This window comes from Saccharospirillum mangrovi (assembly GCF_003367315.1).
Lineage (GTDB): Bacteria > Pseudomonadota > Gammaproteobacteria > Pseudomonadales > Natronospirillaceae > Saccharospirillum > Saccharospirillum mangrovi.
In genome coordinates this window covers 1,104,796-1,129,800 of the sequence record NZ_CP031415.1, presented here as the reverse complement: position 1 = coordinate 1,129,800, position 25,005 = coordinate 1,104,796, and the positions used below count along the sequence as shown (strand labels likewise).

At 54.3% G+C, this 25,005-nt stretch carries 16 protein-coding genes, 2 tRNA genes and 3 rRNA genes; 9 read left to right on the top strand and 12 right to left on the bottom strand.

Features of this window, described 5'->3' with window-relative positions; genetic code table 11:
* Position 1: 1 nt before the first annotated feature.
* From DW349_RS05360 to DW349_RS05345, 4 genes are all read left to right on the top strand, one after another.
* Complete coding sequence (locus DW349_RS05360; protein ID WP_108126976.1) at positions 2-853, top strand: carbohydrate ABC transporter permease; 852 nt, start codon at positions 2-4, stop codon at positions 851-853.
* A gap of 4 nt (positions 854-857) precedes the next feature.
* A complete protein-coding gene (locus tag DW349_RS05355; RefSeq protein WP_108126978.1) occupies positions 858-2,969 on the top strand; it encodes an alpha-galactosidase in 2,112 nt (703 codons plus the stop codon).
* A gap of 100 nt (positions 2,970-3,069) precedes the next feature.
* On the top strand, positions 3,070-4,287 hold the full coding sequence (locus DW349_RS05350) for an ABC transporter substrate-binding protein (RefSeq protein WP_108126980.1): 1,218 nt from the start codon (positions 3,070-3,072) through the stop codon (positions 4,285-4,287).
* A 61-nt stretch (positions 4,288-4,348) separates the two neighbouring features.
* Entirely contained in the window at positions 4,349-7,432 is a 3,084-nt protein-coding gene (locus DW349_RS05345) for a beta-galactosidase (protein ID WP_108126982.1), read from the top strand.
* A 233-nt stretch (positions 7,433-7,665) separates the two neighbouring features.
* Here the strand turns inward: DW349_RS05345 and rrf are convergent.
* Together rrf and DW349_RS05335 are read right to left on the bottom strand one after the other, a co-directional pair.
* Positions 7,666-7,781: ribosomal RNA gene (gene rrf, locus DW349_RS05340) — 5S ribosomal RNA — on the bottom strand.
* Between the two features lie 230 nt (positions 7,782-8,011).
* Positions 8,012-10,898: ribosomal RNA gene (locus DW349_RS05335) — 23S ribosomal RNA — on the bottom strand.
* 172 nt (positions 10,899-11,070) lie between these two features.
* Between DW349_RS05335 and DW349_RS17335 the strand changes: the two genes are divergently transcribed.
* Positions 11,071-11,313 (top strand): hypothetical protein, encoded by a 243-nt coding sequence (locus DW349_RS17335; RefSeq protein ID WP_157954439.1) that lies wholly within the window; start codon positions 11,071-11,073, stop codon positions 11,311-11,313.
* Between the two features lie 41 nt (positions 11,314-11,354).
* Here the strand turns inward: DW349_RS17335 and DW349_RS05330 are convergent.
* From DW349_RS05330 to zapE, 6 genes are all read right to left on the bottom strand, one after another.
* Positions 11,355-11,430 (bottom strand) — tRNA-Ala (locus DW349_RS05330).
* A gap of 119 nt (positions 11,431-11,549) precedes the next feature.
* Positions 11,550-11,626, bottom strand: a tRNA-Ile gene (locus tag DW349_RS05325).
* A gap of 140 nt (positions 11,627-11,766) precedes the next feature.
* Positions 11,767-13,295 (bottom strand): 16S ribosomal RNA (locus DW349_RS05320).
* The 16S, 23S and 5S rRNA genes sit together here with 2 tRNA genes alongside, the layout of an rRNA operon.
* Positions 13,296-13,717: 422 nt before the next feature.
* Positions 13,718-14,545 (bottom strand): glycosyltransferase family 2 protein, encoded by an 828-nt coding sequence (locus DW349_RS05315; RefSeq protein WP_108125903.1) that lies wholly within the window; start codon positions 14,543-14,545, stop codon positions 13,718-13,720.
* Between the two features lie 2 nt (positions 14,546-14,547).
* The gene (locus DW349_RS05310) at positions 14,548-15,594 is read right to left on the bottom strand and encodes a glycosyltransferase family 4 protein (RefSeq protein ID WP_108125904.1); all 1,047 of its coding nucleotides are present in this window, start codon (positions 15,592-15,594) and stop codon (positions 14,548-14,550) included.
* A complete protein-coding gene (gene zapE / locus DW349_RS05305) occupies positions 15,591-16,694 on the bottom strand; it encodes a cell division protein ZapE (RefSeq protein ID WP_108125905.1) in 1,104 nt (367 codons plus the stop codon). Before zapE ends, DW349_RS05310 begins: the two co-directional genes overlap by 4 nt.
* Before the next feature lie 167 nt (positions 16,695-16,861).
* On the opposite strand from zapE, the gene DW349_RS05300 reads away from it, so the two are divergent.
* The 3 genes from DW349_RS05300 (at position 16,862) to cysN (ending at position 19,990) form a co-directional block, all read left to right on the top strand.
* A complete protein-coding gene (locus tag DW349_RS05300) occupies positions 16,862-17,368 on the top strand; it encodes a Z-ring associated ZapG family protein (protein WP_157954364.1) in 507 nt (168 codons plus the stop codon).
* Between the two features lie 94 nt (positions 17,369-17,462).
* Positions 17,463-18,371 (top strand): sulfate adenylyltransferase subunit CysD, encoded by a 909-nt coding sequence (cysD, locus tag DW349_RS05295; RefSeq protein WP_108125907.1) that lies wholly within the window; start codon positions 17,463-17,465, stop codon positions 18,369-18,371.
* Positions 18,371-19,990, top strand: coding sequence for a sulfate adenylyltransferase subunit CysN (cysN, locus tag DW349_RS05290; RefSeq protein ID WP_108125908.1), 1,620 nt, complete (start codon positions 18,371-18,373; stop codon positions 19,988-19,990). Before cysD ends, cysN begins: the two co-directional genes overlap by 1 nt.
* Here the strand turns inward: cysN and DW349_RS05285 are convergent, their stop codons facing one another.
* Positions 19,991-20,740, bottom strand: coding sequence for a Nif3-like dinuclear metal center hexameric protein (locus tag DW349_RS05285; protein WP_108125909.1), 750 nt, complete (start codon positions 20,738-20,740; stop codon positions 19,991-19,993).
* A 65-nt stretch (positions 20,741-20,805) separates the two neighbouring features.
* On the opposite strand from DW349_RS05285, the gene DW349_RS05280 reads away from it, so the two are divergent.
* Positions 20,806-21,909: a S1C family serine protease gene (locus DW349_RS05280; protein WP_108125910.1), complete on the top strand. Its 1,104-nt coding sequence runs from the start codon at positions 20,806-20,808 to the stop codon at positions 21,907-21,909.
* Positions 21,910-21,916: 7 nt separating this feature from the next.
* On the opposite strand, the gene hisC is transcribed toward DW349_RS05280, so the two are convergent.
* The 3 genes from hisC to hisG are packed head-to-tail and all read right to left on the bottom strand — an operon-like array spanning position 21,917 to position 24,991.
* Complete coding sequence (gene hisC, locus DW349_RS05275) at positions 21,917-23,023, bottom strand: histidinol-phosphate transaminase (protein WP_108125911.1); 1,107 nt, start codon at positions 23,021-23,023, stop codon at positions 21,917-21,919.
* A gap of 4 nt (positions 23,024-23,027) precedes the next feature.
* Complete coding sequence (gene hisD / locus DW349_RS05270) at positions 23,028-24,335, bottom strand: histidinol dehydrogenase (protein WP_108125912.1); 1,308 nt, start codon at positions 24,333-24,335, stop codon at positions 23,028-23,030.
* Positions 24,332-24,991, bottom strand: coding sequence for an ATP phosphoribosyltransferase (hisG, locus tag DW349_RS05265; RefSeq protein WP_108125913.1), 660 nt, complete (start codon positions 24,989-24,991; stop codon positions 24,332-24,334). The genes hisD and hisG overlap by 4 nt, the downstream gene beginning before the upstream one ends.
* Positions 24,992-25,005: the final 14 nt, after the last annotated feature.

Below are 25,005 nucleotides of genomic sequence, written 5' to 3'. Positions count from 1 at the left end.
GATGTTTCCCACTCCGATCCAACAAACCTCGCCGCTGACGCGCATCAGTTACAAAGTCGCTTTACCGCTGTCCATTGTGCTGTGGCTACTGCCGCTGTTCGCGGTATTGATGACCTCGGTGCGCTCCATTGCCGACATCAACGCCGGCAATTATTGGGGCTGGCCAAAAGAATGGATGCTGATCGAGAACTACACCGCCGTATTCACCCGCTCCAACATGGGCCGCTATTTATTCAACAGCGTGCTGATCACCGTGCCGGTCATGGTGGCGTCGGTTGCCCTGGCAACACTCGCCGGTTTCGCGTTAGCCAAATATCGATTCCGCGGACGGCTGGCAATTTTCGCCACCTTTATTGGCGGCAATTTTGTGCCCTTCCAAATTCTGATGATTCCAGTACGCGACCTGACTATCGACCTGGGTTTATACGACAGTGTCTGGGCATTGATCTTCTTTCACACCGCTTTTCAGACCGGCTTTTGTACGCTCTTTATGCGCAACTTCATTGTCGATTTGCCGGACGAATTATTTGAATCCTGTCGCCTCGATGGCGCCAGTGAATGGCACATTTTTTCGCGCATTGTTTTGCCGTTGGTACGCCCCGCACTGGCTGCTTTGGCGGTGCTGATTTTCACCTTCGTCTGGAACGATTATTTCTGGGCACTGGTATTGGTGCAAAGTGACGAAGTACGACCGGTGACGGCCGGCATCAGCGCCCTACGCGGCCAATGGCTGGCGTCCTGGCAATTGATTTCAGCCGGCTCCATTGTTGCCGCGCTGCCGCCGGTGATTCTGTTTTTCACCATGCAACGTCATTTCATTGCCGGCCTGACGCTGGGCGCAACCAAGGGTTAATTTGATGACGCTTTACGCTCTGCACAGTCGCAACGCCAGCCTGTTGATCGAACAACCGGCTGCCGGCGCGCCCATTCTGCGCTATTGGGGCACACCCTTGGCGATCGAACCCAATAGCCAATTGTGGCAGCGGGCATTGCCACAAGCCGGCCTCGATGAACGCGCAGAGCTGAGCATTGCACCGACCTTGGCCGACGGCACTTTTTTGGAGCCAGCCCTGCGTTGCCATGTCGAAGGTGAACATTGGGCGCCACAGTGGGACAGCCGATGCGTCTCCCACGACGATCATCAACTGAGGTTTCAATTGCAGGCCGTTAACGGCCACATTCAACTCGACTGGCAACTGCAACTTGATGCCGACACCGATGTGTTAACTGTCTCAACGCAACTCACCAACGTCGGCACTCGCACCCTGTCGCTGGAGCAATGGTTAAGCACTTTGCCGCTGCCCACATCGATGACCGAAGTGATGAGTTTCAGCGGCCGTTGGGTGCACGAATTCCAACCGCAACGCGATCGTCTGCCGCTCGGCTCACTCGAATACACCAACCTGCGCGGCCGCACCTCACACGATCATTTTCCCGGCTTGCTGGTCAGCGATACAGATTTCAAACCCGACCTCGGCACCGTTTACGGCTTCCATCTCGGCTGGAGCGGCAATCATCGTCAGCGCTTGGAACGCAGCCAGCTCGGCTTCTGCCAATATCAGGCTGGTGCTCAGTTAATGCCCGGCGAAGTTCAACTCAAGCCTGGTGACGTTTTTACCGCACCCAAACTCTACGCTTGTCGATCAGAACGCGGATACAACGGCATCGCCGAACGTTTCCAAACCTTTGTTCGCCAACGCATCGTGCCGCTGTCCGGCGCCAAAGAACGGCCGGTTCATATCAACACCTGGGAAGCGCTGTACTTCGATCATAACCAGGACGGTTTGGATCGATTGGCTGAAGCGGCGGCACGCGTCGGTGCCGAACGTTACGTGCTCGACGACGGCTGGTTTCTCGGCCGACGCGACGACAGCGCAGGTCTCGGCGACTGGGTGGTCGACCCCGATGTTTATCCGCAATTACTGCATCCACTGGCTGCGACCCTGAAAAAAAACGGCCTCGAATTCGGCCTTTGGGTCGAACCGGAGATGGTGAATCCACGTTCACGTTTGCACGAGCAACACCCCGACTGGGTGTTGGCCATTGCCGGACAACACCAACCTCTGGCGCGACAGCAACGCGTGCTCGATTTAACGCGAACCGAGGTTCGCGAATATCTGTTTAAGCATCTGAATCAACTGCTCAACGACTACCCCATTCGCTACCTGAAATGGGATATGAACCGTGACCATGTACAAGCCGCCGACGCCGACGGACGCGCCGCTGGTTATCGTCAGACATTGGGTTTGTACACCTTGCTGGATCGACTGCGCGCGCACCATCCAGACGTTGAGATCGAGTCCTGTGCGTCCGGCGGCGCACGCATGGATTTCGGCATACTACAGCGCACGCATCGGTTCTGGTTAAGCGACTGCAACGACGCACACGAACGCCAGATCATGCAACAGTGGTCAGCGCTGTTCTTCCCCGCTGAAGTCATCGGCAGCCACATTGGCCCACCCAAAAGCCACACCACCAGTCGCGTTCATAGCAACGATGTGCGCATTGGTACCGCTTTCTTCGGGCACCTGGGTATTGAATGGGACATCCGTGATTTGGACGACGCTGCCTTCGAAGAATTAAGCCAAGGCATTGCGTTGCATAAAGCCTGGCGGCCGGTTATTCACAGCGGAATCCGACAAGCACTCGACACGGGCGACGATGCGCAAATCGCTTTCGCCGTCAGCCACAACGACCATCATTTAATCAGTGTTTTTCAACAACGGATGCCCACACTGGCCATGGGCAATTCTCTGAAAATTCGATGCCTCGACGCCAAACAGCGCTACCAAATCAGCATCCTATTTGAACCCAAAAACACTGGTCATCTGATGAAAATAAAACCGGAGTGGATGCAACTGAAAACGATGCAATTATCTGGCATCGAATTGATGAATATTGGCTTGCCGCTGCCAGTGATGGACCCGGACAGCCTGCTGGTGTTGGCCATTGAAGCGCTGAACGCTTAACACGTTTCGCCCGGCGTTGTGCCTTGGTTTTTACCGCAACGCCACGAACAGGGGCCTTGGCCCCAACCGTCGTCTCACAACAACAAAGAAGGACGAAGCCATGAAACTGAAACACCTACTGACTGCCAGCGCCCTTGGCGCCTTGTTACTCGGCCAGGCCCAGGCGGGAACCCTGGTCATCAACTCCAACCAATCCGATCCGGCGCCACGCGAAACCTGGACTAATATCATCGCCGATTTCGAAGCGGCCAATCCGGACATCGATGTTCAACTGAACGAATACGATCACGAAGGTTACAAAAGCGCCATCCGCAATTGGCTGGTCACATCGCCACCGGATGTTGTGTTTTGGTTTGCCGGCAACCGGATGAAATTCTTTGTTGATCGCGGTTTGTTTGAACCGGTATCGGACGTTTGGGAAGAGAACAACATGGATCGCGATTTCGCCTCAACGCGCGCGTCCATGTCGGTCGATGGCGAGCAGTATGGTGTACCGGCTACTTACTATCAGTGGGGCCTGTATTACAACGCCGACATCTTTGACGAGTTGGGTTTGAGCGAACCTCAGACCTGGGAAGAATTTCTCAACGTCTGTGAAACTCTCAAGCAGAACGGTTACACCCCCATCACCATCGGCACCAAGTTTTTGTGGACCGCCGCAGGCTGGTTCGACTATCTGAACCTGCGCACCAACGGCCTGGATTTCCACATTGATTTAATGGACGGAAAAATTCCTTACACCGACGATCGTGTCCGTGCGACATTCGCGAACTGGCGTCAACTGGTCGATGGCGGCTACTTCCTGGAAAACCACGCGTCCTACAGCTGGCAGGAAGCTCAGGCACCTTTGCTGAATGGCGAGGCTGGTATGTACCTGATGGGTAATTTCCTAACGCCGAGTTTCCCGGAAGGCTCGAACTACGGTTTCTTCCAATTCCCGCAAATCGATCCCAGTGTCGGCATGTACGAAGACGCGCCGACCGATACCGTGCACATTCCGTCTCGCGCCAAAAACAAAGCCGACGCGAAGCGTTTCCTGGCGTATGTTGCACAACCGGATGTTCAGACTCGCCTGAACCTGGGCTTGAACCAACTGCCAACCAATGCTCAAGCTCAAGCCGGCGACAACCACTTCTTGCAAGAAGGTCTGAAAATGTTGTCTGAAGCCGACGGTACCGCACAGTTTTATGACCGCGACACCGACCCGGCCATGGCGTCCGAAGGTATGAAAGGGTTCCAGGAATTTATGGTGAATCCGGATCGTCTGGATGCCATTTTGAATAATCTGGAACGGGTTCGTCAGCGCGTATTCCGCTGAGTTTTTGCTGAGCTGATTTTGGGCGACCCTGCGTCGCCCTGTTTTGTTTCTGGAGGTTGGAATGCCAACATTTTTGGAAATTCTGGCGCGACGCGATTGGGAAAACCCGGCCGTCGTGGGCGCCAACAAATTGGCCGCACACAGCCCGCTGCATTCGTACGATGGTCTCAACGCTGCGCTGGATAACAACCCATCCTGGCGTAACCGCAGTTTGAACGGATCCTGGGCCTTTCGACTGTTCGACCGGCCAGAATCGGTTCCGGCCGACTGGTTTGAAAACAGCGTCGATATAACCACGCTGGACCGCATTGATGTGCCGTCCAACTGGCAATGCCAAGGCTACGACCGGCCGATCTACACCAACGTGCAATACCCGTTCGAACCGAAGCCACCTCAGGTTCCCAGCGACAACCCAACCGGGTGTTATTTCACCGACATTGAAATAAAAGCTGACCATCTGAACGGTCAAACGCGCATCCGTTTTGATGGCGTTAATTCCGCTTTTCATCTTTGGTGTAACGGCCGTTGGATCGGTTACAGCCAGGACAGCCGATTGCCCACAGAATTCGACCTGAGCGATGTCTTAATTGCCGGTAGCAACCGACTGGCGGTGATGGTGATTCGCTGGTCGGACGGCAGTTATCTGGAAGACCAGGACATGTGGTGGCTCAGTGGCATTTTTCGAGATGTGTCGTTACTGCACAAGCCCCAACAGCGCATTGAAGACGTCTGTATTCAGACAAAACTTGATGCCAGTTATCGCGATGCGATCGTCAATATCAGTAGCCGAATTTCTGATCCATCTACGCAATTAACCGCGCAATTATTTCACAATGGCACAGCCGTCAGCGATGAAATCACCGCCAGTGCCGGTCAAGTTGAGGTGGATGAGCGTGGTGGTTTTCGCGACCGGGTGCATCATGAAATTTCGGTCGCTAGTCCGGAAAAATGGACGGCTGAAACGCCGAATTTATATCGTCTGGTGGTTCGACTGCTAAACGATCAACAACAAGTTATTGATATCGAAGCCTACGATGTTGGTTTCCGCAGTGTCGAAATTTTTGATGGTTTATTGCGCATCAACGGCCAACCATTATTGATTCGCGGCGTGAATCGACACGAGCATCATCCCGAACGTGGTCATGCGGTTACAGCGGCGGATATGGAAGAAGACATCCGCCTGATGAAGCAATACAACTTCAACGCGGTGCGTACGGCCCACTATCCGAACCACCCGGAGTTCTATCGGCTGTGCGACCAATACGGCCTCTATGTCATCGATGAAGCCAACATCGAAACACACGGCTTGAATCCATCCGGTCAGGTTTCCGATGATCCCGCCTGGATGAATGCCTATTTTGAGCGCGCCAGTCGCATGGTGCTGCGCGATCGCAATCACCCGAGCATTATTGTTTGGTCGTTAGGCAACGAGTCCGGCCTCGGTGGAAACCACCATGCGCTCTATCAATGGATCAAACAAACCGATCCGACAAGACCGGTTCAATATGAGGGCGGCGGTGCCGACAGCGCGGCAACCGACATCATCTGCCCAATGTACGCTCGACTGGACAACGATCTGACGCTGCCGGTATCTGTACCTAAATTAGCAATCAAAAAGTGGATCGGTTTACCCAACGAAAATCGACCGCTAATCCTGTGTGAATACGCGCACGCCATGGGCAACAGCCTGGGCAACTTTGCCGACTATTGGCAAGCGTTCCGTCAGTACCCACGTCTGCAAGGCGGCTTTATTTGGGACTGGGTGGATCAAGGTTTGAATGCACAAACCCAAGACGGCAAAACCTATTGGGCCTACGGTGGCGATTTTGGCGACCAACCCAATGATCGCCAGTTCTGCATAAACGGCTTAATGTTTCCCGATCGCACACCGCACCCAACATTATTAGAAGCCAAACGTTGCCAGCAGTTTTTTCAATTCGAACTGGTTTCAACCGCGCCATTAAAGATTGCCGTGCGCAGCGAATTTTTATTTCGCCACAGCGATAACGAAATACTGCACTGGAACGTGACTGAAGATGGTGTGGTTTTGGATAGTGGAGAACAGCCGCTTCATCTGGACGCTCAAAGCCAACAATGGTTCCAACTGAGTGAAACGCTGGCGACACCAAATGCCGGTTGCCAATACCACCTGAACGTCTGGATATCTCAGCCAAAGGAAACACCCTGGTCGGCTGCCCATCATGAGTGTGCACGTGATCAATTTGCACTACCCGCCAGCCGTGAATTGCCACATCCCACAGCAGCCGACTCAAATAATACCGCCCAACTGACGGCAGAATCGAATGGCTGGTTAATGCAAGCGGCCGAAGTTCGTGTGAGCGTTGATGCTACAACAGGCTTGATCCGCTCATGGCAAATCAACGATCAGGAAATTATTACTGAAGCACCCATTGATAATTTCTGGCGTGCACCGCTGGATAACGATATTGGCGTCAGCGAAGCTGAGCGCATCGATCCCAATGCCTGGGCGAGTCGCTGGCAGGCAGTCGGGTTAGATCGGTTGCAACGGCGTTGTTATTCAGTGACGGCTTACCAGCAGCAAAAGACTGCCATCGTCACTGTAAAAAATCGTTGGTCGGTTGATGGCGTTGACTGCGCCGCCTCAACTTGGATCTGGCAGTTAAACGGCCAAGGTCAATTGACACTTGATGTGGACGTTCAATTAGCAGCCGGTCTACCACCGGTGGCACGCATTGGTTTAATGATGCGATTGGTACAAAAACCCGAAACCATTCAGTGGTTAGGCCGCGGCCCGCACGAAAACTATCCGGACCGAAAACTGTCTGCACACTGGGGCGTTCATCAGACCTCCGTTGATGAACTTCATACGCCTTATATCTTCCCCAGCGATAACGGTCTGCGTTGCGACACGAGGCGTTTGGAGATCGGTCTTTTGCGCGTGCAAGGTGACTTCCACTTTGCGCTGAGTCCTTATCACCAAGCACAGGTAGCGCTGGCTCGCCATCAACATGAACTAATCGAAGAAGCTGGATTGGAACTGCGCCTGGATGCGTATCACATGGGTGTCGGCGGCGATGATTCCTGGAGCGCAAGTGTTCACCCGGAATATTTGCTAACGAAAAAACACTATCGGTATCGAGTGCGTTTTTCTGCGAATGATTGAGTGATCAGTTTGGGGGCATAGCAAGGAGAACGCTGGACAGGGATGTCTGGTTTTTCTAAACCCATTTTCCGGCCCAATAAAAAGCCCCGAACCATCACTGGTCCGGGGCGGTATTAAAAGCTTGACGATGACCCGGCCGGCGCTCCGGTACTCGTAGAGAAGGTCATCGTCGTTCCCCGATCTCCAGCCAATAAAAAGCCCCGAACCATCGCTGGTCCGGGGCGGTATTAAAAGCTTGACGATGACCTACTCTCACATGGGGAGACCCCACACTACCATCGGCGAGGCTGCGTTTCACGACTGAGTTCGGCAAGGAGTCAGGTGGTTCCACAGCTCTATGGTCGTCAAGCAAACTGGTTGGTGGCTGTTGTTTTTACGGTTTCAACGAAGCCATTGTCATAGCGGCCTCTGTCAACAACGCACCCAATTCGCTCTGATTGACACGTTTTCTCGTTTATCTCTCGCTAGCTTGTTCTTTCTAGCTAGCTATCTCTATCTGTCCGATCGTTCCAAGTGTTGCTCGTAGCTCTATCTTTGCTTCTTTGTTCGTCCAAGCCGCCAACACCCCTTGGGCGTTATATGGCCAAGCCGCACGGGCCATTAGTACTGGTCAGCTCAACGCCTCACAGCGCTTACACATCCAGCCTATCAACCAGGTCGTCTTCCTGGGCCCTTTAGGAGACTCGAAGTCTCAGGGAAAACTCATCTTGAAGGGGGCTTCCCGCTTAGATGCTTTCAGCGGTTATCCCGTCCGAACGTAGCTACCGGGCAATGCGATTGGCATCACAACCCGTACACCAGGGGTTCGTCCACTCCGGTCCTCTCGTACTAGGAGCAGCTCTTCTCAGTTTTCCAACGTCCACGGCAGATAGGGACCGAACTGTCTCACGACGTTCTAAACCCAGCTCGCGTACCACTTTAAATGGCGAACAGCCATACCCTTGGGACCGGCTTCAGCCCCAGGATGTGATGAGCCGACATCGAGGTGCCAAACACCGCCGTCGATGTGAACTCTTGGGCGGTATCAGCCTGTTATCCCCGGAGTACCTTTTATCCGTTGAGCGATGGCCCTTCCATACAGAACCACCGGATCACTATGACCTGCTTTCGCACCTGCTCGACCTGTCCGTCTCGCAGTCAAGCACCCTTGTGCCATTACACTAACCGCATGATTTCCGACCATGCTTAGGGTACCTTCGTGCTCCTCCGTTACTCTTTGGGAGGAGACCGCCCCAGTCAAACTACCCACCACACACGGTCCTCGCCCTGGATCACAGGGCTGAGTTAGAACCTCAAACTTGCCAGGCTGGTATTTCAAGGTCGGCTCCACATGGACTGGCGTCCACGCTTCTAAGCCTCCCAGCTATCCTACACAAACAAGCTCAAAGTCCAGTGTGAAGCTGTAGTAAAGGTTCACGGGGTCTTTCCGTCTAGCCGCGGATACACTGCATCTTAACAGCGATTTCAATTTCACTGAGTCTCGGGTGGAGACAGCGCCCCCATCGTTACGCCATTCGTGCAGGTCGGAACTTACCCGACAAGGAATTTCGCTACCTTAGGACCGTTATAGTTACGGCCGCCGTTTACCGGGGCTTCGATCAAGAGCTTCGCCTAAGCTAACCCCATCAATTAACCTTCCGGCACCGGGCAGGCGTCACACCCTATACGTCCACTTTCGTGTTTGCAGAGTGCTGTGTTTTTAATAAACAGTCGCAGGGGCCTGGTATCTTCGGCTGGCTTCCGCTCCAGTCGCAGGACCTTCACGTACACACCAGCGTGCCTTCTCCCGAAGTTACGGCACCATTTTGCCTAGTTCCTTCACCCGAGTTCTCTCAAGCGCCTTGGTATTCTCTACCTGACCACCTGTGTCGGTTTCGGGTACGGTTCGGGTGTACCTGAAGCTTAGAGGCTTTTCCTGGAAGCGGGGCATCAGTGACTTCGGGCTCCGTAGAACCACCGTCATCGTGTCTCAGGATTGTGGAACCGGATTTGCCTAATCCCACTCCCTACACACTTAAACCAGGACAACCAACGCCTGGCTCACCTAGCCTTCTCCGTCCCCCCATCGCAGTACACCCAAGTACGGGAATATTAACCCGTCTCCCATCGACTACGCTTTTCAGCCTCGCCTTAGGGGCCGACTCACCCTGCCCCGATTAACGTTGGACAGGAACCCTTGGTCTTTCGGCGTGCGAGTTTTTCACTCGCATTGTCGTTACTCATGTCAGCATTCGCACTTCTGATACCTCCAGCAGACTTCTCAATCCACCTTCAACGGCTTACAGAACGCTCCTCTACCACTTGCCAAAGGCAAGTCCGTAGCTTCGGTACCATGTTTGAGCCCCGTTATATCTTCCGCGCAGGCCGACTCGACTAGTGAGCTATTACGCTTTCTTTAAAGGGTGGCTGCTTCTAAGCCAACCTCCTAGCTGTCTAAGCCTTCCCACATCGTTTCCCACTTAACATGGATTTTGGGACCTTAGCTGACGGTCTGGGTTGTTTCCCTTTCCACGACGGACGTTAGCACCCGCCGTGTGTCTCCCGGATAGTACTCTACGGTATTCGGAGTTTGCATGGGGTTGGTAAGTCGGGATGACCCCCGAGCCCAAACAGTGCTCTACCCCCGTAGGTATTCGTCCGAGGCGCTACCTAAATAGCTTTCGAGGAGAACCAGCTATCTCCCGGCTTGATTAGCCTTTCACTCCGATCCACAGGTCATCCCCTAATTTTTCAACATTAGTGGGTTCGGTCCTCCAGTTGATGTTACTCAACCTTCAACCTGCCCATGGATAGATCGCCGGGTTTCGGGTCTACATCACGCGACTGGACGCCCAGTTAAGACTCGCTCTCGCTACGGCTCCCCTATACGGTTAACCTCGCCACGTAATGTAAGTCGCTGACCCATTATACAAAAGGTACGCCATCACCCCCGAAGGGGCTCTGACTGCTTGTACGTACAGGGTTTCAGGGTCTATTTCACTCCCCTCTCCGGGGTTCTTTTCGCCTTTCCCTCACGGTACTGGTTCACTATCGGTCAACTGGGAGTATTTAGCCTTGGAGGATGGTCCCCCCGTCTTCAGTCAAGATATCACGTGTCCCGACCTACTCGTTTTCACACCGTTGGGCTTTCGTGTACGGGGCTATCACCCACTATGGCGGTCCTTTCCAGAACCTTCCACTAGCCGGCCCGGTGCTTAAGGGCTGCTCCCCTTTCGCTCGCCGCTACTCAGGGAATCTCGGTTGATTTCTCTTCCTCGGGGTACTTAGATGTTTCAGTTCCCCCGGTTCGCCTCTTACACCTATGGATTCAGTGCAAGATACCCGCTAAAAGCGGGTGGGTTTCCCCATTCAGACATCTCCGGATCACAGGTCGTTTGCCACCTCCCCGAAGCTTTTCGCAGGCTACCACGTCTTTCATCGCCTCCAGTTGCCAAGGCATCCACCCTGTACGCTTAGTCGCTTGGCCATATAACCCGAAGGAGTGTCACAGACCGGTCTTTTGTTTCCAGCTCTTCGTTGATTCGGTGCTCGCTGCTCATGTGCTTTTCAGCACACTGCGCGGCTGCGCTCCGAGTCGCCTCGATCTGAAAACAAAATCCTCGCTCTGTTCTGCTCGCTCTCGTTATATGAGCGACGTCTTGAACGACAAAGATATTGCTACGCTTGGTTCAATCAGACTTTCTTTCTTTGAGAAAACTTCAATCAGATTGTTAAAGAACAGAAGATGCTTGCGAGTCTGCGCAAGGCGAAATGTTCTTGTTGTTAAAACAACAAAACCACTTGGCGTTGCGGACAATGAATGGATTTTCTTTTTTAGGATTTTGCAGAACGTTCTCGATGACCAAATTCGTCAAGACAAGGCGAAAGGTAAGGAAGCATAGTCATCTATGCGACGCGCCTTTCAACGCAGGATTGACGGATTTGGTGGAGCTATGCGGGATCGAACCGCAGACCTCCTGCGTGCAAAGCAGGCGCTCTCCCAGCTGAGCTATAGCCCCAAAACTTGGCCCGAATAAACCCTAAAGTGAACTCGGTTAATTTTCGCAAGACAAGGCGGAAGTTCGCGAAGCGTATTAACAATACGTGAGCGGGCTTCCAACGCAGGATTGCAGAAATTTGGTAGGACTGGGCAGATTTGAACTGCCGACCTCACCCTTATCAGGGGTGCGCTCTAACCAACTGAGCTACAGTCCTAAAAATTGTCAGTGGCTGTAGGCTGATTTGGTGAGCCGCCCATAACCTGGACACGCAAAAAATCAGCGAGCCCTGTCGCTAATCCATTCACATCTTCAAGGAATCAAGTAATTCGTTGTGGACACTTGCAGGTCTTGGTTTAAGGAGGTGATCCAACCCCAGGTTCCCCTAGGGTTACCTTGTTACGACTTCACCCCAGTCATCAACCACACCGTGGTGAGCGCCCAATGTTAAGCTACCCACTTCTGGTGCAATCAACTCCCATGGTGTGACGGGCGGTGTGTACAAGGCCCGGGAACGTATTCACCGTGACATTCTGATTCACGATTACTAGCGATTCCGACTTCATGGAGTCGAGTTGCAGACTCCAATCCGGACTACGACCGGCTTTCTCAGATTAGCTCCACCTCGCGGCTTCGCAACCGTCTGTACCGGCCATTGTAGCACGTGTGTAGCCCTACTCGTAAGGGCCATGATGACTTGACGTCGTCCCCGCCTTCCTCCGGTTTGTCACCGGCAGTCTCCTTATAGTCCCCGGCCGAACCGCTGGCAAATAAGGATAAGGGTTGCGCTCGTTACGGGACTTAACCCAACATTTCACAACACGAGCTGACGACAGCCATGCAGCACCTGTCTCAGAGTTCCCGAAGGCACCAAAGCATCTCTGCTAAGTTCTCTGGATTTCAAGAGTAGGTAAGGTTCTTCGCGTTGCTTCGAATTAAACCACATGCTCCACCGCTTGTGCGGGCCCCCGTCAATTCATTTGAGTTTTAACCTTGCGGCCGTACTCCCCAGGCGGTCGACTTATCGCGTTAACTTCGCCACCAAGTCCTTAAAGGTCCCAACGGCTAGTCGACATCGTTTACGGCGTGGACTACCAGGGTATCTAATCCTGTTTGCTCCCCACGCTTTCGCACCTCAGCGTCAGTATCAGCCCAGAGTGTCGCCTTCGCCACTGGTGTTCCTTCCGATCTCTACGCATTTCACCGCTACACCGGAAATTCCACACTCCTCTGCCGTACTCAAGCGAGCCAGTTTTGAATGCAGTTCCCAGGTTGAGCCCGGGGCTTTCACACCCAACTTAACTTGCCGCCTACGCGCGCTTTACGCCCAGTTATTCCGATTAACGCTCGCACCCTCCGTATTACCGCGGCTGCTGGCACGGAGTTAGCCGGTGCTTCTTCTGACAGTAACGTCAATGTCGATGGGTATTAACCATCAACCCTTCCTCCTGTCTGAAAGTGCTTTACAACCCGAAAGCCTTCTTCACACACGCGGCATGGCTGGATCAGGGTTGCCCCCATTGTCCAATATTCCCCACTGCTGCCTCCCGTAGGAGTCTGGGCCGTGTCTCAGTCCCAGTGTGGCTGATCATCCTCTCAGACCAGCTAGAGATCGTCGCCTTGGTGAGCCTTTACCCCACCAACTAGCTAATCTCACGCAGGCTCATCCAGTAGCGAGAGCCGAAGCCCCCTTTCCTCCTCAGAGATTATTCGGTATTAATCCGGATTTCTCCGGGCTATCCCCAACTACCGGGCAGATTCCTACGCGTTACTCACCCGTCCGCCGCTCGTCAGCAACTAGCAAGCTAGTCCTGTTACCGCTCGACTTGCATGTGTTAGGCCTGCCGCCAGCGTTCAATCTGAGCCATGATCAAACTCTTCAGTTTAAAGTCTGGCAGAGAACCCGAAGACTCCCCGCCTTTACTCATGACTCGTTCGCAAGCTCATTCACACTTCAACCGAAGCCAAAGCGGAATAAACGCCTCTCAGAATTTCTGACAGGTCACTTGTCGATCGAGTTACCCCTCCGGAACGAATCCCGAAAGGCTTATTGGTCGACCCACAAGCGCCCACACGAATTACTTGATTCCAATACTGTTAAAGATCAACGAGCCGCGCTGTCGGCGCTCGTTTAAGCGAGGCGCGTATTCTACGCCTGCGCTGCATCCTGTCAACTCTAATTTGCAAAATTCATTTAGGAATCAGCTTGTTAGGAGAACACCACTCAATACTTCGAACGGCGCTTCAAGGACGGCTGTCGGTGACAGCGGAGGCGCATTATAGGGATGGGTGGACGCGAGTCAACCGTTTAGTTTTGAAATCGGCTCGTCCTCTCTAGCCCATAATCCGTCCAATTACGTCGCTCGCTTTTGACCAGATTGCGGATGGCGCGATTTCGCTTCCATGACGCTTCGTTCTCATAGCCACGGCTATGATCAAGATGCAATGTAATGACCGAATACCGCGCCTGGACCCCCCTAATGCCATTGTTCGACATTCGCTCACCTATTTCTCGATCCAGCCCCCCGTACTGCATCCGCTCGTCGAAACCGTTGACGGCCAAGATATCTCGACGCCAACAACCTGTATTGCCACCATTCCAAGTGGCTTTGGTCGGCGTCAATCTATTTAAACAGGTTGCCAGAAAGCGATTCCGAGTCAGTTTATTTTTTTTGAAGTCACGCTGCTGACCTCGTTGTTGGAGAAAAGCAAAGTCAAACACTTGCTGAGAGACAACATCCATTTCTTCCACTGATTCGCTGACGGCCATGCTCAACCGATACAGACCACCAGAAACAAATCTTCCAGGTCTCGCGAAGGCTTTGTGCGCCGAAATATAGTCGCTTCTTGGAATACAGTCGCCGTCGGTGAAGATCAGATAATCACAGTCCGTATTACGCACGCACTGATTCAAGATCTTTGTTTTCTGAAAACCATCGTCCGGCTGCCACTCGTGCACAATATTCAGCTTACCTCTACTAACGAAGCGATTGACGAGCTGCCTAGTTTCATCGCCTGACCCATCGTCCGCAATAATCAGCGTAAAGTCAGTGTCGTCCTGATTTTCGTAGCCCCACAATACCTTCTCCAACCACCTAGGCGAGTTGTAGGTTGTTACAACAACACCAACTTTCATGTTCACCTCCAAAAAGATGAATAGACATCCATCACTCCAGCCACCTCAGCGTCCAAGCTGAACTGCTGAACTACTCGCTGCTGGCCTTGTGCTTGATATGCTGCCACCAGAGATGGATTGGATAGCAATTTCCGGAGCGCATTATCCAATTGATCAAGGTTATTACACTCAATTAGCTCACCATTTATACCGGGCAAAATCATATCCTCATAAGCACCGGTACGACTTGCAATAATCGCAGCCCCTGAAACCATGGCTTCGATGGGTACCAGCCCAAAACCCTCATAGCGCGCCGGGGCACAAACAATATCGAGAGATTGATACACGGCAGGCATCGCATCAACATCAACCTCGTTCATTACAAATACACGCTGCGCAATGCCTTCCAACCGCCACTCTTCCCGCATCTGCCGTAATAACGGTCTGTACTTACGGGTGGTTTTACCCACGATTACAGCACAGGCATCGGGGTACTGTGTCAGTACCCGGCATAGCGCCTGTGAGAATAAATCCGTACCTTTCTCCGGCCGAACCCGACCTACAATTCCTATGACCACTGAGTACCTGTGCCACGGATAGTCCACTGGCTGGTCTGTTGTGGTCGCAAAACGTGCGATATCGACACCATGAGGAACTATGGCTTTGACGTGGGGCACCAAGGCGGCAGCGGTCTGACTGGTAGCAATAACAGCATCCATTTTTGATATAAGAAACCGCGGCCATGGACTGTGGGTTCGAATCGCGGCACTGGTAAACACCAGCTTAAGTCGTGGACATACCAGCCAGCGAAATAAAATACCCCAGGTCATTTCATTGTTGCGGCGGACGTGCCACACCGGATCGTAGTCATGATTCCAGTGTTTTAATAATCGATACAAACTCAAAATCGACTGAGCTATATGGTTACCCGCTGGGCGCTTTGCCACAAAAAAGAGGTCGAACTCTTGTTGCAACCGCGGAATCATAGCCCGAATACTTGCGCTAACACCGGAGATGCGATGATGCAAATCTGAAAGTATCAGCACTCGCTTCTTCAAATCTTCGCTCACGCTTTGTGCACCGTTTGCAAATAATCTTCTGACTGCATTTCCAACAAACGACTGACTGTACGTTGAAACTCAAATGACAAGCGGCCCCCTCGGTACAAGGCCTGTACCGTATCGGCGGCTGTAAGTAATAGTTTTACTTTACGGTCATAAAACTCGTCGACCAGATTAATAAACCGACGCGCCATATCATCATTTTTGCCATCGAACAGAGGTACGTTTCGGATAAGCACCGCATGGAATTGCTGAGCTATTTCAATGTAATCATTCTGAGAGCGAGGGCCACCACAGATTTCAGCAAAATCAAACAGCACAACATCATCATTAAGCCAAACAGCCTCAATGCGACGACCCAGTATATTCAATTGGGCATTCTCGATAGCTTGCCTCGCATCCGGTGCTAGTTTGCGAAAACTTTCTTGTAGATTCCGTTCCGCCGATGCATCCAATGGTGAATGAAAGATTTTCACCTGCTTTAGTGTACGCAACCGATAATCCACACCACCATCAACATTGAGCACCCGGGTATGACGCTTCAGCAATTCGATAGCGGGTATGAATAGGGCGCGTTGCAGCCCGTCTTTATATAATTTATCCGGTGGAATGTTGGATGTGGCGACCAGGGTTACTCCGCGTTCGAACAGGGCACGCAACAGATTACCCAGGATCATGGCGTCGCCAATATCGGTAACGAAGAATTCGTCGAAACACAGCACGCGTGATTCACGGGCGATTTCTTCGGCCACCAGATCCAGCGGATTGGATTGCCCTTTGTGCTCTTTCAAACCCCGATGCACGCGCCGCATAAAATGATGGAAGTGCATCCGGCCTTTATCTTCAAACGGCAACGTCTGGAAAAACGTGTCCATCAGGTAGGTTTTGCCTCGCCCTACACCGCCCCAGAAGTACAGACCTGTCACCGGCTCAGGCGACCGACCAAACAACCGTCCCAACCGGCCGGTTAATTTTTTTTGCGTTTCCTGCTGGGCCAGCAATTGGTCGAATACCGACTGCAATGCCTTGACGGCATCTTCCTGAGCCGGATCATGGGAAAAGCCGGGTTGTTCCAAGTCGGCCTGATAACGGGCCCAAGGGGTGGTCATCGACGACTCCACAGATAAGGACAAGGCGGGGAATTTTACGGGAAAGGTCCTGACAATCAATCGTCGAACCTGCTGAACAGACCGCTGCGAAGCGCTTCGACAAGAGTTAGAATACGGGCGTTACGATGGCCAACCCAGGCCAATCGCTCATCATTTTGGAGACTCACATGCTGCAACTGGACTGGATGACATTGCTGGCGGCCTTGGTTGTCGCACTTATCGTAGGCATCGTCGTGGGTCGGCTCTGGGCACGCGGCCAGGGAGATGACACCGGCAGCCTGAAACGTCAATTGGATGATCTCAAGCGTCAGCATCAGAATTATCAAATCAGTGTGACCGAACACTTCAACCGCACCACTGAGCTGATCGATAGCCTGACCGAGAGCTACAACGCCATTCGCACCCACCTGGATCAGGGTGCCGATGAATTGGTGGCACCGGAATATCGTCTGGAATCGGCTCGCGCCGGCAGTGAAGACCTGCAAGGCCTCGCACCCGATTCAGAACTGACCAGCGTATCGTTCTCAGGCCCGCGCGATTACGCCCCAAAAAACGGCGATGAAGAAGGTACCTTGTCGGAGACTTACGGCCTCCGTCGTGCCCAGCTCTTCCCCGACGAAGACGAAGCAGAAGCCGAAACCACGGCCGTAGAAAAGCCTAAAAAGTCGCGATAGGTTTATATCTAAATATTCTTAAAGACGGTAACAACAATAACAAATAGCTTTGATATAGTGCGTCCAGTTTCGAAACACCCTTTCTGGACGGACTATGGCACAGCAAATGTTCACCCACCTCAATCAGCTGGAAGCGGAAAGCATCCACATCATTCGTGAGGTCGCCGCTGAATTCGACAACCCGGTCATGCTTTACTCGATCGGCAAGGATTCAGCGGTGATGCTGCATCTGGCCCGCAAAGCGTTTTTCCCCGGCCGCATCCCCTTTAAGTTGCTGCACGTCGATACCGGCTGGAAATTCAAAGAAATGTACGAATTCCGCGACAAGATGGCGCGCGATTACGAATTCGAACTGCTGGTCTACCAAAACCAGGACGGCGTCCGCCAGGGCATCAACCCTTTCGACCACGGCAGCGCCAAGCACACTGACATCATGAAAACCCAGGCGCTGAAACAGGCGCTGGATCTGTATAAGTTCGACGCCGCCTTCGGTGGCGCCCGACGCGATGAAGAAAAGTCCCGCGCCAAAGAACGCGTCTATTCGTTCCGCGACCGTAATCACCGCTGGGACCCGAAAAACCAGCGCCCGGAGTTGTGGAACATCTACAACGGCAAGATCAACCGTGGCGAAAGCATCCGCGTCTTCCCGCTGTCAAACTGGACCGAACTCGACATTTGGCAATACATCCACCTGGAAAGCATTCCCATTGTGCCGCTGTATTTCGCCGCCAAACGTCCGGTGGTGGAGCGCGACGGCATGCTGATCAACGTCAACGACGACCGCATGAAGTTGCTGCCCGGTGAAACCGTCGAAGAAAAAATGGTGCGCTTCCGTACCCTCGGTTGCTATCCGTTGACCGGCGCTGTCGAGTCCGAAGCCAACACCTTGCCGGACATCATTCAGGAAATGCTGCTGACCACGACCAGTGAACGTCAGGGTCGCGCCATCGACCACGATTCCTCCGGCTCGATGGAAAAGAAAAAACAGGAAGGCTACTTCTAATGGCACACCAATCCGACTTGATCGCTCAGGACATTCACGCCTACCTGAAGCAACACGAACACAAAGAATTGCTGCGCTTTCTGACCTGCGGCAGCGTTGACGACGGCAAGTCCACTTTGATTGGCCGCCTGCTGCACGATTCCAAAATGATCTACGAAGATCAGCTGGCGGCCATTGAAAAAGACAGCAAAAAATCAGGCACCACCGGCGAGAAAATCGACCTGGCGTTGCTGGTCGATGGCCTGCAGGCCGAACGCGAACAGGGCATCACCATCGATGTTGCCTACCGCTATTTCTCCACCAGCAAACGCAAATTCATCATTGCCGATACGCCGGGGCACGAGCAGTACACCCGCAATATGGCGACCGGCGCTTCCACCTGTGATCTGGCGGTGATTCTGATTGATGCCCGCTACGGTGTGCAGACACAAACCCGCCGCCACAGCTACATCGCGCATCTGTTGGGTTTGAAACACATCGTTGTCGCCGTCAACAAGATGGATCTGGTCGATTTCAGTGAAGCGCGTTTTGAGGAAATCAAAGCCGACTATTTAACCTTCGCCGAACAGTTGCAGTTGCCGGAAATTCATTTCGTACCGATGTCGGCCCTCGATGGCGACAACGTGGTCAGCCGCAGTGAACGCTCACCCTGGTACCAGGGCATGCCGTTGATGGAACTGCTGGAAACCATCGAAATATCGCACGACCGCGACACCGAACATTTCCGTCTGCCGGTGCAATACGTCAACCGTCCCGATCTCGATTTCCGCGGTTTCGCCGGCACCATTGCCGCCGGTACCGTCAAACCCGGCGACACAGTGCGTGCCCTGCCCTCGGGCCTGAGTTCGACCGTTGAACGCATCGTCACTTTCGATGGCGATTTGGACGAAGCCTTCCCAGGCCAAGCCATCACTCTGACGCTGGCGGACGAGATCGACGTCAGCCGCGGCGACATGCTGGTCGGACCGAACGAAAAACCGCTGGTGTCGCAAGCCTTCAACGCCAAAATCGTCTGGATGCACGACGACGCCTTGGTGCCTGGCCGCCAGTACGATTTCAAAGTCGGCACTCAGAGTGCGACCGGCACGTTCAGCGCCTTGCATCGCCAGATCGACGTCAACACGCTCGAAGCCAGTGCGGCCGAACAACTGCCGTTGAACGGCATCGGCGATGTGACGTTGCAATTGAACAAACCCATTGTCGCCGACCCCTACGGTCAGATTGCTGGCACCGGTGCATTTATTGTTATCGACCGCTTGAGCAACGTAACCGTCGGCGCGGGCATGATCGAAACCGCCGCCGCAGTGCGCGACAACCACCCGGTGACCGAAGCCGAACGCACTGCGCGCTATCGTCAGAAGCCGGTATCCGTGGTGTTGGATGTGGCCGATGCGGCCGAACGTGCGGTGGCGTTGGAGCGCGCATTGTTTGATTTGGGCCACGCCAGTGTCATCGTTCGTCCGGAAGATGCTCTGGCGGTTGCGCCTTATGTGGAAGCAGCTGGCTTTATCGCCATCATCGCCGGCGGCACCGACGCACCGTTCGGTTTCAAAGTTGATGACGCCACGCCGGCAGCAGTGATCAAACTGCTGCGCCAGCACGACATCCTGGAAGACTGATCACACCGGAATCGGTAGATCGACAAACTCGACATGAATCCCGAAGCGCTGGGCCAGATGCCAGCCCAGTGCTTCGGGCCCGCCACGCTCGGTCGCGTGATGCCCAGCCGCAAAATAATGCACCCCGCTTTCGCGCGCTAAATGCACCGTTGGCTCGCTGATCTCACCAGACACAAAGGCATCAATGCCGGCATCAATCACCTGCTGCAAATAGCTTTGTGCCGCGCCGGTACACCAGGCGATGGTTTCGATTTCGTCTTCGGCTTCGCCGATGTGCAGCACCGGAAATTCCAAGGTTTCACTCAAGGTCTGACGCAGACTCGCGCCGGTTTCAACGGCATCCAAACGGCCGTGCCAAACCAGGCTGTCGCCCAGCGTGCCCTCTGCCGTCCAGCCGAGCAATTGCGCTAACTGGGCGTTGTTACCAACATCCGGATGGGCATCGAGCGGTAAATGGTAGGCAAATAAACTGATGTCGTTGGCCAGCAAGGCGGCGATGCGATTGCGTTTGATGCCAGTAATCGGCGCGGCTTCGCCTTTCCAGAAATAACCGTGATGCACCAGAATCGCATCGGCCTGACGCTCAATAGCTTCGTCGATCAAGCGTTGGCTGGCAGTCACACCCGTCACCAGACGACGGATTTCAGACCGGCCCGCCACCTGCAAACCGTTTGGGCAATAATCCTGAAATTGTCCAACGCTCAGATAATCATCAAGGTAAGCGGTGAGGTCGTCGCGATGCAGCGTCATGGTACACTCCGAGCCGTTATCAAATATGAACAGTCAGTGATGAAATTACAGGGTCGAATTCGGGCATGAGTGTACCTCAAAGTGTGCGCCTCTGGCTGGCGCCAATTGCCATTGGACTGATCATGGGCGGCCTGTTCGTTGTGCTCTGGCCGAACACCGCACCACCGCCTCCGCCAGGTAAAACACACCTGGAATCCGCTCCGAATCCAGCCAGTTATGCCGACGCCATCGCGCAAGCGCAACCGAGCGTGGTGAGCATTTACAGCAACAGTCAGATCGCCCGGCCCAGCCACCCGTTGCTCGACGATCCGTTCTTTTCGCAGTTTCTGCCCAGCCAGCCGCAGCAACAAACCAGCCTCGGTTCTGGTGTCGTAATCGACGATCAGGGCCATATTCTGACTAACGCGCACGTCATCGCGCGCGGTGAGGAAATCGTCGTTGAAACCAACGACGGTCAAAGCCATCAGGCGCGCCTGGTTGGCAGCGACCCGGACAGCGACTTGGCGGTTTTGGCGATCGAATCGACTGAGTTAAATGCCATTCGTGTGAACCCGGATTACCGCGCCCAGGTCGGCGATCTGGTGTTTGCTATCGGCAACCCGTTTGGCGTTGGCCAGACGGTGTCGATGGGCATTGTTTCCGCCACCGGCCGTCATCAACCGGGCCTGACGCGCTTCTCCGATTTCATTCAAACCGACGCGGCCATCAACCCCGGCAATAGCGGCGGTGCGTTGATTAATGCGCGTGGCGAACTGGTGGGTGTGAATACAGCGATCTTCTCAAACACCGGCGGTTTTCAAGGCATCGGATTCGCCATTCCTTACGCCCACGCGCTCGATATCGCAACACAACTGATTCAGCAAGGCGAGGTAATGCACGGCTATCTGGGCATTGATGTTCGCCCGGTGGCGCCGCAGCAACGAGCGCGTCAGGGCTTGGTGACGCCGGCGTGGGAAGTAGCGGATGTGATGGCCGAGAGTCCGGCGGACAAAGCTGGTGTTTTGGCGGGTGATTGGCTGGTGAGTATCGATGGTAAGGCGCTGTCGAGTCGCGCCGAAGCGGTGGGTCGCATCGCCGAGCACAAACCCGGCGACCGTCTGACGCTAACCTTGCTGCGCAATCACATCCTTTATCAGCGTGAAGTGATTTTGGGCGAACGCCCGCGCTGATAAATGATTAAAGCAGTGGCACCAAAGCGCTCATCAAACGATTGTTTTCCGGCGCACTGCCAACCGTAATGCGCAAACAATCGTTGAGCAGCGCGTGGCTGCCATCGAGTTTTTTGATCAGCACACCGGCGTCTTTTAAACCCTGATGAATCTCAGCGGCGCGACCCGGCGCCGTCCGCACCAGCACAAAATTCGCTTCGCTGTCGTAGACCGTCAGTTCCGGCAGCGCTCGCAACTGTTCAATCAACACAGCGCGTTGTTTGACCAGCTCTTGGGTTTGCTGTTGAAACACCTCGAAATGATCCAACGCAAAGGTTGCGGTCGCTTGCACCAGATTGCCAATGTTGTACGGCAGACGCAGTTTGTTGATTTCGTTCACCCAGGCCGGATCGCCGATCAAAATGCCAAGACGCAAACCCGCCAACCCGACTTTCGACAAGGTGCGCATGATCAGCAGGTTCGGATAATCCTCAAGCCAGGGCAGATAATCGGCTTCGGTAAAAGCCGTGTAGGCTTCATCGATCACGACCAGGCCCGGTGCGGCTTCAATGATGCGACGCAGCTTTTCGTCGCCCCACAAATTGCCCGTCGGATTATTCGGCTGTGCCAGGAAAATCAACGCCGGTTGTTCGCGCTCGATGCGCGCCAGGGTGTTTTCCAGATCGATTTCGAAGCGCTCCGTCAACGGGACACCGACGTAATCCATCTGCAGATATTGCGCGATCATCCGGTACATGACGAAGCTCGGTTCCGGCGCCATCAAGGTTTGACCCGCACCGGCAACGGCCATAGCGATTAACTGAATCAGTTCATCCGAACCGTTGCCCAGCAAAATGTCCCAGCGCTCGTCGATGTTCATCACCCGCCGCAGGCCTTGTTTCACTTCCGGTGCATCCGGATGCGGATAGCGGTTGACGTGCACGTCGGCCAAAGTCGCCTGCCATTGTTGCTGCAATTCAGCCGGCCAGGTGAACGGATTTTCCATGGCATCCAGCTTCAGAAAACCGCTGGAATTCGGCACCGGATAAGCCGTCAGTTTGCGAATATCCTCGCGCACCAGACGTTGTACACGCGCTTCGATTTTATCTTGCCATTCGGAAAGTCGGTCGGTCATGACATCAGTCGTCCAGGCGTTTTTCCGCGCTGCGCGCGTGAGCGGTCAATTGCTCGCCGCGCGCCAGAACGGACGCCACCGCGCCCAGGGTTTTGGCGCCTTGCGGCGAAACGCCGATCAAAGAAGTGCGTTTTTGGAAGTCGTACACACCCAGCGGCGAGAAAAAGCGTGCCGTGCCGCTGGTCGGTAAAACGTGATTGGGCCCGGCGCAATAATCGCCCAAGGCTTCAGGGGTATGGCGGCCGAGGAAAATAGCACCGGCGTGGCGAATCGAACCCAGCCAGCTTTCCGGATCATCGACCGACAATTCCAAATGCTCCGGCGCAATGCGATTGACCAGCGCCGGCGCGTCGGCCAAGTCAGCCACCTGGATCAAGGCGCCGCGTTCGCTGAGCGACTGGCGGATGATGTCGGCGCGTTCCAGTGTAGGCAGCAAACGTTCGATGGCATCGTTGACCGCGTCGAGAAAATTGCCGTCCTGACTGATCAGAATTGATTGCGCATCGACGTCGTGTTCGGCCTGAGAAAACAAATCCAACGCGATCCATTCCGGATCGGTTTTGCCGTCACAGACGACCAGAATTTCACTCGGCCCGGCGATCATATCGATGCCGACGCGACCAAACACCTGCTGCTTGGCAGTGGCGACATAGATGTTGCCTGGACCGACAATTTTATCGACCGCTGGCACCGTCTCAGTGCCGTATGCCAAAGCAGCAATGGCTTGCGCGCCGCCGATCAAAAAGATGCGATCAATGCCCGCCACGTGTGCCGCGCCCAAAACAAAATCACTGACGTTGCCATCCGGTGCGGGCGTTGCCATAACCACATCGGACACGCCCGCGACCCTGGCCGGCATGGCGTTCATGATCACCGACGACGCCAGCGGCGCAGTGCCGCCGGGCACGTAAATACCGACACGATCCATCGCCGTTACTTGCTGGCCGAGCAGCGTGCCGTTGTCTTCACGGTACTGCCAGCTCTTGCCCAACTGATGCTGGTGATAGCTCTCCACCCGCTCGGCGGCGACGCTCAGCGCTTGTTGCTGATCGGTCGGTAAGCGATTGAAGGCGGCTGAAATGGCGTCGGCACCCAACACCAGCTGTTGAATGTTATCGACCTGGAAGCGGTCAAACCGCGCCGTGAATTCCAGCAAAGCCGCATCGCCGCGTTGGCGGATGTCGGCAATGATGTCGGCGACGCGCTGCTGGACGTTGGCGTCGGATACCGATTCCCACGCCAGCAAGGCGTCCAATTCCTGGGCGAAACCGGGGTTTTGAGCGTCCAATCGACGCAGCGGCAACTTGCTCATGCGCGAGCCTTCCTGCGTTCTGCAACAGCACGACTGAGGTCTTCGACAATGGGGTTGAGCCGTTCGTCTTTCAATTTCAGCGCCAGACGGCTGGCGACCAGACGGCTGCTGATGTCCGCGATGTGTTCTTCAGCCATCAGGCCGTTGGCTTTGAGGGTGTTGCCGGTGTCGACAATATCGACGATGCAATCGGCCAGCTTCATGATCGGTGCCAATTCCATACCGCCGTACAGCTTGATCACGTCCACCTGCCGACCTTGTTCGGCAAAGTAACGTTTGGCGACGTTGACAAACTTGGTCGCCACTTTCATGCGACCCAACACCGGCTCGGCATCGACCAGCCGCGCGGTCATCAGGCGGCAGCGGGCGATGTCGAGATCGAGCAGTTCGTACATCTCGTCGGCGCCGTGCTCCATCAGCACGTCTTTGCCGGCGACGCCTAAATCGGCGACGCCGTATTCAACGTAAGTCGGGACATCGGTGGCACGAATGTGGATGAAACGAACGTCCGGGCGGGTGGTTTCAAAAATCAGTTTGCGCGAGCGATGGATGTCTTCCAGCGGCTCAATGCCGGCGGCCGCGAACAACGGCAAGGTTTCCTTGAGAATCCGCCCTTTGGACAGGGCAATGGTGATCTGGTCGGTCGGCTTCGCCATGCTCGGTTGTGCGC